This is a genomic window from Paenibacillus baimaensis (genome assembly GCF_025567575.1).
Genome location: NZ_JAOQIO010000084.1, coordinates 114,097 through 129,300, shown reverse-complemented (window position 1 = coordinate 129,300; position 15,204 = coordinate 114,097). Strand labels below are relative to the sequence as shown.

The following is a 15,204-nucleotide window of genomic DNA, read 5'->3' as shown; positions in this document are numbered from 1 at the left end:
TTTTTCATAGAAAGTTAAGAAGATACAACGGTGTTAACTCCGATAGTCCGAAGGGAGCTTGCCGACTTTTGCCAAAAACAAACGACTGAAGTATTTTTCATCTTTAAACCCGGACTGCTCTGCTATGATATAAATCGGGATCGTCGTCGTCGTTAACAGTTCTTTGGCCCTGTCCAAGCGCATATCACTGACATACTCCTGGAAGCCCTTGCCGGTAATCTCCTTAAAGCATTGACTGAAATATCCTCTGCTCATATTTGCGGCTTTGGCGATCTGCTCTTGCGTGAAATTCAATTGATCCTGCTGCTGCATGTATTCAATAGCTTTCCAGATACCCGTCACAATCTCATTCGGATATTGCTCCCTCTTGTACATGCTTCTAACGGTATCTCTCGTCCTCATCAACAACGCTTTCCAATCCTCCATAAAGGTCAGTTGGTCGATGCTGTACAGCCACTCCGCTATTTGACATTTCTCAGCAAAATTCCATCTCACTATCGCATCATAGAACAAGCGGCGCAGCTGCTTCACTGGCAGCCTTGCCGTCGTTAACTGTTCGAGCATCGACTGAAACAGTGCATCATCCGTAATCCAGTCTCTTGAAACCCATTGATTCGTTAATGCAGCCAGGTCACTTTCCTTCCAATCCTGCAGAACGTCCGAATCGGTCAAGGGGATTACCACATCGTAATATCGAATGCCTGGTTCGTAACGGTAAAACAATTCCCGTTCATAATAGCAGCGCACCTGTGATTGAAGCTCCTGCAGTGTCTCCCATTTGTGCAGCAGAACTCTTCCTGTAATCCAACCGCACTTAGCATCATTATCCAACCACTCCCGGATCAGCTGCTCTGAATCGGACAGCCGCTCAATCATAAACCATAGGTCTTCTCCGATAGGAATTAATCGTTCAGCCTCATACTTGCGCACAAGAGCGGAATAATCAACATTCGGCTGGTCCGTCATGAATAACCAACCGCTATCTCCATAACGCTGTACGACATTTTGCGAGGAAGCTTGTCTTGCATGGTATCGCTGAACAATTTGCTGCAGCACGGCATCCATCTTTTCATGCTCCAGTTGGGTTTTCAGAATATAATCAATGGCTCCAAGCCGAAGCGATTCCTGCACATATTCAAATTCCGGATAACATGTCAGCACGACCACCTGAATATGCGGATGTGTGGCATTAAGTTTTCTCATTAACTCCAAGCCGTTCAATTCGGGCATCATCAAATCTGTAAATAACAAATCGACCTCCTGGCTTTGAATAAGCTCCAAGGCACGAAGGCCATTCGAAGCTTCTCCTACAATACGGATGTCGAATTTCTCCCACGGCATGACGGTAATGAGCCCTTTCCTGACCAATGTCTCATCGTCGGCTATCATAGCTTTAATCATGATGAATCCCCTCTCCGGTTAGTGGAATAATAATTTGCACCGTTGTTCCAGATCCTTGTACACTCTCAATTTCCATCCTGCCCTTCGAGCCATAATTACTTTGAATGGTCATGTCCACATAGCTGAGGCCGATACCCATTCCGGTTTGACTGCGGTTTTCCCCGGACAGCAATTGCTTGATTTTGTCTTCAGACATTCCATAGCCGTTATCACGAACAAGAATCAATAACTGATGATCCTCAGTTCTTCGTACCGTGACCTCGATGATGCCGCCTTCGTCCCTAAGCCCATGATAAAGGGAGTTCTCAACGATAGGCTGCAGTAAAAACCGGGGAACACGATCCCCCCAAGTCTGCTCATCGACTGTTAATCGAACATCGAACAAATAATCGTAGCGAATTTTTTGCAGCTCTATGTAATTTTTCAAGACCTCCACTTCCTCACGAATGCTTACGATCAGTCCTTCTTTGGTCAAGTTATAATTTAATACATTCGTAAATAAGGCAACGAAACGATCTATCTCGGTTTCACCCTTCATCCTCGCCAACCACTGTACAGTATTCAAGGTGTTATACAAAAAATGCGGATTGATTTGTGCCATCAGCTTCGCGACTTCGGTTTCACGCTTTCGTATTTCCTGCTGCTCAACACGTAGGATTAATTCCTTGATTTTGTAATTCATGCTATTAAATTGTTCAATGATATAATCAAATTCATCCAATCCGCTGCGGCTCAGCTCAGAGTCCATTTTGTTGGAAGCTACCAGAACCATACCCTTTTTTATATTTAACAATGGATTGTATACATAATTTAATATTTTAACCGCCATAAAAATACTGATGGATACCGAAATCATAATGACAACGAAAAAGGCTACCAGCCATCTAACCAGCTCCATATTATAAGCTTGCCGGTCTATATAAAGCACAAGTGTCCAGCCGTGGCTGTTCGTATCACTGAAAACCCGAAAACGATCCTGTTCTTTTTCCTTATACATACTTCCTGCAAGAAACAAATCATTGTTATCGGAGTACAAAATCTTGCCATCCTCATCCAACAGCAAATGGAAGGCACTCATCCCATATTGGGTCGTATTCAGAATTTGTTGAAATATTTTAAAATTCGTCTCCGTATAAATAATAACCTCCGAAGTGAGCGGATTTCCGCCGGATATATCGAATTTTCTGCTAATCGAAAAAACCATATTTTCATCGTTGTATTTATAATGAGTTTTATGCGGACCATAGTACACTGCACCGTTCGTTCTTGTTAAGGTGGGCAGTCGTTCCAGGTCAAGATCGGATGTCAATAAATTGGAAAATAAAACCTGCTTGCTTTTTTTATCATAGAACATCGTTAAGCCTATCGTCGGATTGGTGAAATTGAGTAAATTAATATTTTTTTTCATCTCATTGTGCAGCGGCATCGTTTCAGTCAGATCATCGGTTAGCAGAATTTGGTTTAGATCCTTTCCGATTAATCCGTTGGTCGTGAATTGCTGGGAGCTGTAATCTAAATAATCTAAAGTTTTTTGCAGATTGATCATGACCTGATTCAAGTGGTTTAGCAGTCCTTTATCAATTTTGTTATTGAGAATGGAGGAAATCGAATACACCGACAAACCTCCGATTAGCAATAAGGGAACAAAGGAACAAACAAACAGCATAATGTACAGCCTGCCCTTAAACGAAGACGGGAGTACAGATGACAGGCCTTTTAACAAGGGTGTTACCGCTTTCAATAATGATCACTCCTTTGATATCCATTTTTTGTATGGGGATTTCAAGTAGTATTTTAACATGCAATGCTGCAGGTAGTGAAAATAAAAATGAATAGAGCGAGCAGAATGAACTCTGCTTACTCTATCCATATACGGTAATCGACGTATTCAATGATGTTCAAGCTGAAGATCTCGTCTGTAAGTTGGCGTGACTCTATGTGCTCCTACTAGCTCCTTGTGAATCCATATCGCTGCCTGAGAGCCTTCGCCCATCGCTATTGTCAGCTGCTCCGCATGCACACCGATATCACCTGCCGCCCATATGCCAGGTATGTTGGTCATCTTGGTGCGTGGGTCCGTGAGGATATGCTTATTTTCCAGGCACTCAATGCCCACTTGACGAGCGAGCTCCGAATGAACATGATTCCCGCCAAAAGCGATAAAGCCCCGTTCGCCTGCAATCATACGTCCGTCATCCAGAAAAACACCCTGAAAATCACCGTTGAATTCACTTCTTACCACCTCTGACAACGCTGCGTCGATATGGACGATGCCATGTGAAGCCAGCTTCTCCAAATGTTCATCATCAACGGTTTTATTCTGCCACTCATGATTGATATACGTGATAGCTTGGGTCCAGTAGGTCAACGTCAGCGCCATGACAGCACCGACATTACCGGCACCCATAACGATGGTTTGTCGGCCATTAACTTCGTAACCGTCGCAATCGGGACATACATACACCGTTAAACCGAGACATTGCTCAAGTCCGGGCAGCGCCGGGAACCTGTCACTCAACCCCATTGCAAGCAATACGGTCTTAGCCTGAAGGCTTTGATTGCCCTTTGATCTGCCTATCATCAATCCGTCTTCTGATCTTACAAGGCCAGTTACCTCATCTTGTATGAACTGCACGCCAAGTCGTTCCGCCTGCAATTTACCAAGACTGCGAAGCTCATTGCCCGACACCCCGTCCGGCCAACCGAGTATATTGTGATAGCTCCTGCAGAGGCTTGAACGACCTTCACCCTTATCTATAACGAGTACGCGGTGCTTATACCTGCCGAGCTGGATCGCTCCCTGTAAGCCCGCAATACCTCCCCCAATAATCATACAATCGTATTTGGAAGTATCCAATGGCCTGTGACCCCTCATCGTTTTTCATTAGATTCTCCAAGCTTTCCAATAAAAAACGATGATGAAGCGATCTATTATCATCCAATTTATTCCATATCCATATATCTATTAGCGTTAGGCCCTTGGCTTATGGACGACTGTGCCATGGAGAAACACATGAATGGCTTGACGATAAATGTTCAATGTCGCTTCATGGTTGGGGGAACGTTTGGACATTTCGCCAAGCCCCATTAGCAATCCCTCCAATATAAACCCAAGTGTCCGTGCGTCAGCCGACTTCAGTTCACCCGCGTCCATTGCCTGCTGAAGCATCCTTTGGTTCAATTGCACATGGTCAGAAAGATAATTGGCTACCTCTTCCTGTACATCATTTCTTGCCCATTCGCTGTATATAAATTCATCTGTAGCTTTGGTTAGTGGGTGGTTCAGATCATTCACGACGAGATGTTCGGCAAACCCATATAATTTTTCTTCCACGGTTGTGTACAGCTTTTCCTTCTCAGCCCATTGTTCCTTCCAATCCCGATCCCATTCGTCCAGCAAATACAGGAATAATCCCTCTTTGTTATGAAAATGATAATAAATATTCCCTTTGCTGCTTCCCGTAGCGGCTACAATATCCTCAATGGATGTGGCTGTATACCCTTTTTGGGCAAATAATGCCCTTGCGGCTTCAGCTACCTTTTTTTTAGTCTGCTCACTCTGCAGCTGTTTTTTATTCATCGGGTCCATCTCCTTTTTAGATACCAGCCTTACGCAATGAATGTTTCCCTAAAGATCCCTGCCTCCTATAATAAATAACAATCGTAATCAGTACAATACATTCTGACAAGGGAACAGCCATCCAGATCCCCGTGATCCCCATGAACCTTGGAAGCACTGTAATGAAAGCCAGCATAAGAATCATTTCCCTCGCTGCCGTGATCCAGATTGCCATCCTCATACTGCCGATTGATTGATAATAAGTCATCATCACAAAATTAATGCCCATAAACAGATAGGCGATTACGAAAATCCTGAGCCCATGGACAGCATGAGCTGTGACCTGACTGCTAAAATGCCCAAAAATGCCAACGATCGGTAATGTTGCCAGCTGTACAATCAGCAGTAGGACAGCTCCCGCTCCAAGCGCCGTGCGGACAGCAATTCGGATCGTTTGCCGCTTCCGTTCATCCTGCCGAGCTCCATGATAATAGCTGATTAGTGGCTGGATCGCCGAGCCCATTCCCAAGAAGGTCAGCAAAATAATGCTGTGAATATAGCTCATAATAGAAAATGCAGCGACCCCGTCTGTCCCGGCATACTTTTCCAACGAAACATTATGCGAAATCGTGAATACGGAAATACCAACCTCAGCCAGAAAGCTTGGAAATCCTACAATGATAACTGTAATCAGGAGTGCCTTATCCCATTTGAACCGCCGCAGCTTCAGATGATTCGTTTTTCTAAGAAAATGGGTGAAGAGTACCATTAAACCAAGAAATGCAGCAATGATCGTCCCCATAGCCACGCTGGCAACCCCCAGCTCGAACACATATAAAACAAAATAGTTGATAACAATGTTAGACAGTGCAAAGGTAATCTGCGCCATCATCGACAGATTAGGATTACCGTCATTACGGACAAAGATACTCACAGCATTCTCTATAGTAAATACAAATCCGAACAGCAGCATCACATTCATATAGGCAGACGCATAGGGATATGTCTCGGCATTAGCACCAAGCGCATAGATGAGCGGATCACGAAACATAAAGGCAGTGATGCCTATCACGAGTGTTGCTACGGTAATAATCGTCACGGAATACGAAAAGATAGTTTGTGCCTTATGATGCTCCTTCGCACCCATTGCCTGTGAATATAAGGTTGCACTCCCGATACCAATCCAGAGTGACATCGCGACAAATATCGTATATACAGGACTTGCAATGCCCAAGCCTGCGAGCGCCGTGGACCCCAGCTTGTTTCCTACCATGACACCATCGACGACAATGTTGACAGCGACCAGCAGCATCCCCAGCATGGAAGGGATCAAATAACGAAGGAAAGCTCGACCAACCGATTGAGTATCCAGTAGGTGTGTCGTGTGTTGTTCTCTCATGTTGAAGCTCCTATCTGAACATTCATTTTATTATACTGAACGTTCGGTATAAATTGTAGCACATACAATGAAAGGATACAACTTTTCAAGTCAATACAAGGGCTGTAGGTAACCATCACAACTAGAAATGCCACTAGCGGATTTGTGAAGCCCGAAGGGTACTAGCAGTTCCAATTGGAATTCTACTTGCATCTACTATGAGTAGTTTCATATACGAAAGTGAGGTGAAAGGTTATGTCTCATATAAGAAATGATGTCGTAACAATAGAGTTCCGTCGGATTGCTGGTATTCGAGTTATTAGAGCTTTTCGAATTATTGGCAGTGTATTTCCATGTAGAGGTTTTTTATTTATCGGTGGCCGCTTACTGCGCGCTGAACGCTGCCTCTTGAACAATCGTTTCCGTATAGTATCTATTAGACACAATATTATAGTATTTGAACGTAGACGATTGCATCATTGATTATAATACCATCCCCCATTTCCATTAATAACAATCAATACTAAAGCTAAAGCCTCGAAATTTGAGGCTTTTTTGTGTTATGGCTCATCGAATTTGTCCATATACATTAAAGAAATGAAGTTACATATGCAATTTTGAGGAGGAAGGTGTACGAATGGCAATTCGACCGGCTATTTTGCAAAAAGGCGATACCATCGGGGTTGTTACTTTGGGTAGTCCATTGGAGGCAGAGGTTATAGATGCAAACATTAATTTTCTTAAAAGTATGGGGTTTAATGTTGTTTTGGGTCAATATGTATATGTCCAAAATGGTTTTATAGCGGGTACCGATCAGCAAAGGGCTATGGATTTGATGAGAATATTTGAAAACAATCAGGTGAAAATGATCCTACCCACCCGAGGGGGTGTCGGGGTTGCCGGAATAATCCCCTATCTTGATTATCGTTTCATCCAGAGCCATCCCAAAATTATATCCGGCTATAGTGATATAACCGTTTTGCTGAATGCCCTATACCAATTTTCAAATTTGATTACTTTCCATAGTCTCATGCTTATCGATTTCAAACCAGATACGCCTGCGTATAGTTTCAACCAATTTTTTTCTGCAACGTCTTCGTTAGCTTTATACAGGGAAATCCAAAATCCGCCAGGATTGCCGTTGGTGAGCAGGGTGGGTGGTAACGTCGTTGGCCCCATAGTCGGGGGTAATCTGACTTCCTTGGTTGATACTTTGGGCACACCTTTTGAAATCGATACGAGGGGGAAAATATTATTCCTGGAGGATACGCATGAACCCATCAACACGATATACAGGTATTTGAACCATTTAAAGTTGGCTGGCAAATTCGCGAATTGTGTTGGAATTATTATGGGGGAATGTACGGATTGTGCAGATGCCTATGGAAAGTCATATCAAGATCTGATTAATGAATTCGTTGTACCCCTTGGCAAACCTCTTATGACGAATCTGGCAAGTGCCCACGGTCAATATAAAGCTGCGATCCCTATAGGAGCAATGGTAAATCTGAATACGTTCAATAATACTTTAACTGTGCTTGAGCCTACAGTCAGCTATTAATTCGAATTGCAAAAAAATCGACACGCTTCATGACATCAGCAATCGTATATTGCTGTGAATAATCGATCGATTGGCTTTAACTTCATGAAATTAGGCTACTTTCTTTGTGTCTACTTGGAGGATTTTGTTATAGACAAGTAGACACAGGAAAGTGCCAAATATAACTAATCTACTAATCTTACTTCAGCTCCGCCATCAATCGATCCGAATAACGCTTCAACTGCTCCACCAGTGTACGCTGATGCGGCTGGAGACCCGCGCCATCCTTGACACGTGTAGTCAGTGTGATCGGAACGCCTGACAGCTGGATGTTGTATTTGGCATCTACCGGATAATATTGACCTTCGATCCCCGAGGCGAGACCCACGTAGTCCTGAACCTGCTCGGCCTTCTCCGGCTGTGTATTCCAATTCTCAGCTAGCCACACATATAAATTCGGATGATGATTGGCCATGATTCCGCTAAAACCTGAAGCTCCGAGCTTCAGTGATTCCAGCAGTGTTGCCGAATTGGCATTAAAAAGCTTCAGTCCGGTTCCCTTAAGCACCTCAAGCCGAGCCTTGATCTCAACAATATCGCAGCACGTATCCTTAAGGAACAAGAAACGTCCTGTCGAGATGCACCACTCCAGCAGTGCGGGGTTCATCAGTCTTTTATAAGGATAAGGGCATTCGTAAATCCCGAATTTGACATCGGGAATCGCCTGCAGAATACGCTCCGCGTTAGCCTTCCATACCTCATCGGATTCGTGCTCTGCTGCCAAACGGTTGCTCAGCATGACGAAGGCCTCAATCCCTTCAGCCCATATTTGCTTAATTTCCTCAATCTGGTCTTCGATAGAATCTGAGATATGTCCGGATGCAATAACCGGCACACGGCCGGAAGCCTGTCTGACGACAATCCGGGTCGCCTTCACGCGTTCGTCCAGGCTCAGCTTGAACATCTCACTAGAATTGCATACGGCAAACAAACCATGTACGCCCTGCTCGATATACCAATCCACCAGCCGCTCCAAGGCAGGCTCATCCAATTGATTATTTTCTGTGAACGGCGTGAGCATCGTTGGCCATACGCCATTCGCAATCGTGTTCCCCATTTTGTATTCCCACCCTTTATTATTAATGTTGCTTCATTGCTCATTGAGCAGTGACTGTTAATTGGCTGTTATCAGTTGATTCAACGCTACGGATAAACCGGCGTAATCACCGACCTGTTCTTTCAGTCCAGCAGGCAGGATCCGGCACACGGACAACGAATGGGAGAGCGCTTCGCGCTGCAGCTCCTCTTGCATCACCCGTTCCAACAAAGGAAGCTGTCTGCCGTAAATACTGCCGATCACGATGACTTCGGGATTCAGGATATCCACAAGAATCGCCAAGCCGCGGCCTAATTGACGAGCTACCGTTTGAAAAATATCAAACGCGTCCGCTTCCCCGCGCTGCGCCGCCTCACCGATAGCTTCCGCTGTAATCGCAGGTATAGCGCCAGGCTCAGCACAAAAGGAAGGAGTCCTTCCTTCCTTAAATAAACGTGCTGCTTCCATACGTCCGAGCTCAGCAATACCCCCGCCACTGCAGAAGCCCTCAAAGGAGCCCGCTTTTCCATAACCGACAGGACCTGTTGGAGAGAGACGCATATGTCCAACTTCTCCAGCCATATCTGACGTTCCCGAATACAGCCTGCCATCCAGAATCAAACCGGCTCCCATCCCGGTGCCGAAGGTGAGAAAGATCATATTGCGACTGCCCTGACCGGCACCCCATTTCCATTCTGCCAATGCGCACGCGTTGGCATCATTTTGCAAGCCGACAGGCACAGCGAAGCGCTCGCGAAATGGAGTGACGATATCGACACGGGACCAGTCTGGCAAATTCGGCGGTGACAGAATGAGTCCCGCTTTGCTGTTCAATGGACCGCCGCAGCTGATGCCTATCGCTTCGAGCTGCCCATGTTCAGCATCTCCTTGACCAGCCTCGATTAGCAGTTCTTCCAGCTCGCTTAACAATCGAGCTATATTGGCCTCCGCGCCTGATAAAGTAGCAAAGCGTCGTTTGGCAATAATTTCGATCTGCTGGTCAGCCCTATCCCCCATAACTCCCAGACTTACCGCACATTTGGTGCCTCCAATATCGATACCGGCCAAAATACTCATGAGGGGAAAAACTCCTCCTCCAGCATGATGCACAAGGCATGGTAAATCGGCAAATGCCGTTCTTGAATATCAGGCGTCAGCTCCCATGGCACTCGAATGGTTACATCGCAAAGCTCCGCCATCTGACCGCCTTGATTCCCAGTAAGACCGATGGTATGAAGACCTTGAACCTTAGCGACCTGGATCGCCCGGGCGACGTTTGCGGAATTGCCGGAGGTGCTCAGTCCAAGCAGTGTATCTCCTCGCTTGCCGTATCCGTAAACCTGCTGGGCAAAGATCATTTCCGCTGACACATCGTTGGCATATGCGGTTATCAAGGCCGAATGACTGACCAAAGATATCGCAGGCAGTGCTCCCTGCAAATGATCGGCAAGGAAATCCCCAGCATCGGGGAATTCCTTGAGAAATGAGCTTCGTGCTTCGTCCGACAAGTATCGCTTGGATCGAAAGCCTTTCATTAATTCGCCTACAATATGCTCGCTGTCGGATGCGCTTCCGCCGTTACCGCACAGCAGCAGCTTGCCCCCTCCATGGAACGTTTGCTTCAGCAGCTCAGCAGCTTTCTCCACATCAGGCAGACACACAACCAACTCCGGGTATTTATCACACATTACATCAAGCACTGCACTCATCGGTATGCTCCTTTACATAAATAAAGTTAGCTCGTTCACTTGACTTGGTTCAGATTATTCACTTTACTCGGTTTCAGCCAATTCAACGAAATTGACTTCTTTCACAGCTAAGCCTGTATCGTCGGGAACAAAAAATGTCTTGATTTCACATTTGCGGAACGCTGCGCTCCACTCACGCTGCAGTGCAGGCAGCTTGAACGCGGATTCGGTTTCCTGCCCCAAGGTCTCATAGCAGCGAACGATCCATCCGTCGCCTTCCTCCGCACGCTTGAACGTCGTTGCCACAATAGCAGCCTCAGAAATGACAATACCCTCTGATATTTGCGGAAGCGATCCTTCATGGTAAGTTTCCCACATGAGCAGCGGCGGAACATTAAGCTCATTTGCCTTTTGGACCAATCTGCCGTCCTTCCAGCTGCCGGAGTGAGGTACAAGTGTATAACCGAATTCCTGTACACCTTGATCCATATATTCAACCTGATCATCGTCACGCTCGCTAAAATGATCGGCAAATATCGGACTGCGGACAACTGTCATTCGGATCTCGCTTCCCTGCACGTCATACGCATATTTGGAATCATTCAGCAGCCCCATTCCTCTGACCTGCTGCTCTTCACCATCCGCAGTATTCGGTGCGAGACCGTATACATCCACCCATTGCTGTCCTGGCACCTCGTTGCCATTCGTCGGCCGCTCAATAAAGCCATAAGGAATTTCCGAGACAGACTGTGGCTGCTCCACATGAATAGGGAAGGACAGCTTCAGCATCTTGTGTTTTTCTCTCCAGTCCAGCTGCACACGAACCTGTATATCCGATGAATGATGGCCCAGACTGATATCCTGACGCAGCACAGAGTTGTTATAATAGCTCGTCACACGAAGTGTAACGCGCAGTGGACCTTGCTCCAGCACCTTGATTTGCGCATCTCCAAAGCGGCCGATTTCATCCCGGTATTGCACCAGATGATGGCCCCATGTATCACTGTGATGCTCGTCGATCACAATCGGCACAGCGCCCTTGCCGTTCAGCAGCTCGGTATTCGTCAACTTGTCGAGAATACTGCTGATGTAACCGGTATGAGCATCCACTTGCACGCGGATCTGAGCATTTTCCAAGACATTGTTATCCACAAGAACCTCTCCTGCGAGTGGTGCCGCTGGAATGTCCTTATCGCGGTAAGTCCAATAAACACGATAGCCAAACGCAGGAACACGAGCCGTGATTAACGAGTCCCACTTGTCGTCTCTTCCATTTGTCCGTGACGCGCGTACAGTCTGGAGCGGAATCGGCGTACCCGCTTCGTCAGTAACACTTGTCAGCTTCTTGTTCACTTTAACAAGCGTCTCGACTTCCCAGGACAAAGGGTTAAACACAACGATAGGTGCTCCCAAATCATCCTGCTCCCAGGTTTGCCAATCCTTATCCTTGCTCAGTGACTTGACCTCGGGCTTCATCGTATCGATCGCCCACGATATTTTTTGTAAAGCCGCGTTCAGTGTTCTCGCGCCAATAGCCAATGCTTCTCCGTGAAACTCTCTCACATCGTCAAAGGCTTCCTTGATGCTGCAGCCGCCCATAATATCATGGAACTGATTAAACATGACGTTTTCCCAAGCCAGGTTGAGTGGTGCCTTCGGATAAGGAAGCCCCAACAACACATTGGCGAAAGAAGAGAATTTCTCAGCGCTCAGTAATCGATGCTCAGCGCGACGATTGTTCGCTTTAGACTCGGAATGCGCAGAGTAGCAGCCAATAGCATGACGCTGCATTTCATCCTTGACAACAGGAATCGCCGGATTTTCCGTGACCATATCGGTAAAAAACTGATTCGGCGAGCTTAAAATAATTTGTTCCCGGCCATGCTCCTCACGAATTTCATCGATCAGCTGCAGGTTAGCTACCGTCGGTCCGCCACCATGGTTGCCCACTCCATAGAACGACATGTAGTCGTGACCTTTTTCTTTGGCAAGCCGCTGATGCTTGAGAATTTTGGCATCCTTGCCATGCTTCGTGAAATTGGCATAGCTGTCTGACAAACGGAAGGTCATCACGCGGCTGCCATCCTCGGACTCCCACCAAAACAAATCATTTTCCAGATGCTTCTCATGCTCTTCAGGACGCATAAACAAGTAATAGTCCATACCGCTTTGTTTTAAAATTTGCGGCATCATCCCGTGATGACCAAACGAATCGACGTTATAGCCAACGGTCGCCATGATCCCGAATTTTTCCTGGAAGTAGCGCTGTCCATACAAGCTGTGACGCGCAAAGGATTCACCTGACGGCAAGTTGCAATCCGGCTGGATCCACCACCCCCCGGTTATGACCCAACGCCCTTCGGCAACCCGCTCACGGATTTCTGCAAACATATTAGGAGCATTTTCCTCTACCCATTGATAGTAGGCGGCGCAAGCGCACGTAAACACAAACTCGGGAAATTCGTTCAAGCGATCCAGGGCAGAGCGGAACGTTGCCTTGATTTCCGCATAACCCTCCTGCCACTGCCATAACCAAACCGGGTCGAGATGGGCATTACCAATAAGATGAACCTTCGTATTTTCCGACATATCCACTGCTCCTTTGAAATAGTTTTCTCATGATTAACTAACCCTTTACCGCTCCCAGCATCGCGCCCTGTATGAAATACTTTTGAACAAACGGGTACACCAGCAGAATCGGTAAAATGACTACGAATACGACGGCATACTTAATATTTTGAGCCATCATCGTAATGCCTTCGGCAGAGCCTGTTTCTGTTGCTTGTGAAGTAAGCTCGCCCTGAACGACAATGTTCCGTACAAGAATTTGCAGCGGGAACATGGATTTATCGTTCAAATAAATCAAAGCCGGGAAGAAGCTGTTCCAGTGCGCTACCGCATAAAAGATAAACATCGTCGCCATAACCGGCAGCGATAACGGCAGCACGATCTTCCATAATATTTTTAATTCTCCAGCACCATCCACCGTAGCCGACTCATAGAGGGCTTCCGGTATTTCCTCAAAGAAGGTTCGCATCAAAATCATGTTGAACACATTGACCGCTGTCGGAATCAGCAGCGCCCATATCGTATTCACCATGCCGAGCGAATGAACGACTGTATACCTTGGAATCAATCCGCCATCGAAAAACATCGTAAATACAACGAAAAAGGCAAACAGCGATCTTCCGTATAAATACCTTTTCGAGAGCGGGTATGCGCACAGCGTCGTCATCAATAAATTGACAATGACACCAAGCGAGGTGTACAGCAGCGTGTTCGTATAGGAACGCAGAATGGCCGGATCATCCATAACAATCCCGTAAGCTTTCAATGAAAACTCAATCGGGTACAAAAATACATCGCCCCTCTGCACCGCAATACCCGAGCTTACGGACACAATTGCCATATAATAGAGGGGATAGATCGTAACAATGATTAAAACCAGCATGAGCAGCACATTCACAATGTCAAAGGGACTTATTTTGTTAAGTCTCATCCCGTAGTTGTCCTCCTCAAGGATAAATTAAAATAAACTGGCACCCTGTATCTTTTTGGCAGCCTGATTGGCCACGACAATCAATACAAGCGAGATGACGGATTGAAATATGCCCACGGCCGCAGCAAAGCTGAAATCAGCGTCAATAAGTCCGCGCCGGTACACATAAGTTTGCAGCACATCTGCGGTTTCATAGGTCGGGCCGCTGTACAGCAAAATAATTTTTTCGAAGCCTACAGATAGCATATGTCCAATCGTTAACAGTAATAATATAGTCGCCACTGTAGCCAAACCAGGTAGTGTGATATGGCGAATCTTGTGCCATCTGTTGGCACCATCAATAGTTGCCGCTTCATACAATCCAGGGTCAATCGAGGCCAAGGCGGCCAAATAAATAATCGAATTCCAGCCCATACCCTGCCAGATCTCGGAGCTGATATAGATGGTACGGAACCACTCCGGCAAGGCCAGAAACGTTTGTGCTTCTCCACCGAAATGAACGATCAATTGATTGAACAAACCGGAAATCGAGACAAAATTAACGATCATCCCGGCAATAACGACGGTCGACAAGAAATGCGGAACATAGGTCACCGTTTGAATAAATCGCTTGAACAGACTGCTTCGCAGCTCATTTAGCAAAATCGCAAAAATAATTGGAGCCGGGAAATAAAAAATCAGTGCATAGAAATTGAGCATTAACGTATTACGAAGCACCTTCCAGAAGTAAGGCTCATACAAAAATTGCTTGAAATATTTTAATCCCGCCCACGGACTGTGAAAAACGCCTTTTATGATCGAATAATCTTGAAAAGCCATAATATTGCCGATCATCGGAGCATAGTGAAAAATAAGAAAATAAATAAACGGAAGCACGAACATGGCATACAAATATTGGCTTTTCCGCAGCTTTCTTCTTACTTGCTGCCATTTGGTTTTCTTGTTAACCGAAGGGTTGGATGACAAGGACGTACTGCCAGTGATGGTCGACATAATAATCCGCTCCTTTGGGTGAAAATGAAGGGACCGTCCCCGTCCATGGA

General features: G+C 46.0%; 12 protein-coding genes. 1 reads left to right on the top strand and 11 read right to left on the bottom strand.

From position 1 onward, the window contains the following. Positions 1-33: 33 nt before the first annotated feature. The 5 genes from OB236_RS19770 to OB236_RS19750 all read right to left on the bottom strand — a co-directional run bounded on the left by OB236_RS19770 (position 34) and on the right by OB236_RS19750 (position 6,359). Positions 34-1,401, bottom strand: a complete 1,368-nt coding sequence (locus tag OB236_RS19770; RefSeq protein WP_262685544.1) for a response regulator transcription factor — start codon at positions 1,399-1,401, stop codon at positions 34-36. Then, a complete protein-coding gene (locus OB236_RS19765; RefSeq protein WP_262685543.1) occupies positions 1,394-3,142 on the bottom strand; it encodes a sensor histidine kinase in 1,749 nt (582 codons plus the stop codon). Before OB236_RS19765 ends, OB236_RS19770 begins: the two co-directional genes overlap by 8 nt. A 147-nt stretch (positions 3,143-3,289) precedes the next feature. Then, on the bottom strand, positions 3,290-4,234 hold the full coding sequence (locus OB236_RS19760; protein WP_262685915.1) for an NAD(P)/FAD-dependent oxidoreductase: 945 nt from the start codon (positions 4,232-4,234) through the stop codon (positions 3,290-3,292). 138 nt (positions 4,235-4,372) lie between these two features. Next, positions 4,373-4,981 (bottom strand): TetR/AcrR family transcriptional regulator, encoded by a 609-nt coding sequence (locus OB236_RS19755; protein ID WP_262685542.1) that lies wholly within the window; start codon positions 4,979-4,981, stop codon positions 4,373-4,375. 16 nt (positions 4,982-4,997) lie between these two features. Next, positions 4,998-6,359, bottom strand: a complete 1,362-nt coding sequence (locus tag OB236_RS19750) for an MATE family efflux transporter (RefSeq protein WP_262685541.1) — start codon at positions 6,357-6,359, stop codon at positions 4,998-5,000. Between the two features lie 616 nt (positions 6,360-6,975). Here OB236_RS19750 and OB236_RS19745 point away from each other — a divergent pair. Continuing rightward, positions 6,976-7,899 (top strand): S66 peptidase family protein, encoded by a 924-nt coding sequence (locus OB236_RS19745; protein ID WP_262685540.1) that lies wholly within the window; start codon positions 6,976-6,978, stop codon positions 7,897-7,899. A 178-nt stretch (positions 7,900-8,077) separates the two neighbouring features. Here OB236_RS19745 and OB236_RS19740 read toward each other — a convergent pair whose 3' ends face one another. The 6 genes from OB236_RS19740 to OB236_RS19715 all read right to left on the bottom strand — a co-directional run bounded on the left by OB236_RS19740 (position 8,078) and on the right by OB236_RS19715 (position 15,154). After that, complete coding sequence (locus tag OB236_RS19740; protein ID WP_262685539.1) at positions 8,078-8,995, bottom strand: dihydrodipicolinate synthase family protein; 918 nt, start codon at positions 8,993-8,995, stop codon at positions 8,078-8,080. Between the two features lie 57 nt (positions 8,996-9,052). After that, on the bottom strand, positions 9,053-10,051 hold the full coding sequence (locus tag OB236_RS19735; RefSeq protein ID WP_262685538.1) for an ROK family protein: 999 nt from the start codon (positions 10,049-10,051) through the stop codon (positions 9,053-9,055). Next, the gene (locus tag OB236_RS19730) at positions 10,048-10,683 is read right to left on the bottom strand and encodes a D-sedoheptulose-7-phosphate isomerase (protein WP_076233666.1); all 636 of its coding nucleotides are present in this window, start codon (positions 10,681-10,683) and stop codon (positions 10,048-10,050) included. The genes OB236_RS19735 and OB236_RS19730 overlap by 4 nt, the downstream gene beginning before the upstream one ends. 63 nt (positions 10,684-10,746) lie before the next feature. Further along, the gene (locus OB236_RS19725; RefSeq protein ID WP_262685537.1) at positions 10,747-13,251 is read right to left on the bottom strand and encodes an alpha-mannosidase; all 2,505 of its coding nucleotides are present in this window, start codon (positions 13,249-13,251) and stop codon (positions 10,747-10,749) included. A gap of 37 nt (positions 13,252-13,288) precedes the next feature. Then, complete coding sequence (locus tag OB236_RS19720; protein ID WP_262685536.1) at positions 13,289-14,161, bottom strand: carbohydrate ABC transporter permease; 873 nt, start codon at positions 14,159-14,161, stop codon at positions 13,289-13,291. Between the two features lie 27 nt (positions 14,162-14,188). Beyond that, positions 14,189-15,154 (bottom strand): ABC transporter permease, encoded by a 966-nt coding sequence (locus tag OB236_RS19715; RefSeq protein WP_076233669.1) that lies wholly within the window; start codon positions 15,152-15,154, stop codon positions 14,189-14,191. Between the last annotated feature and the right edge of the window lie 50 nt (positions 15,155-15,204).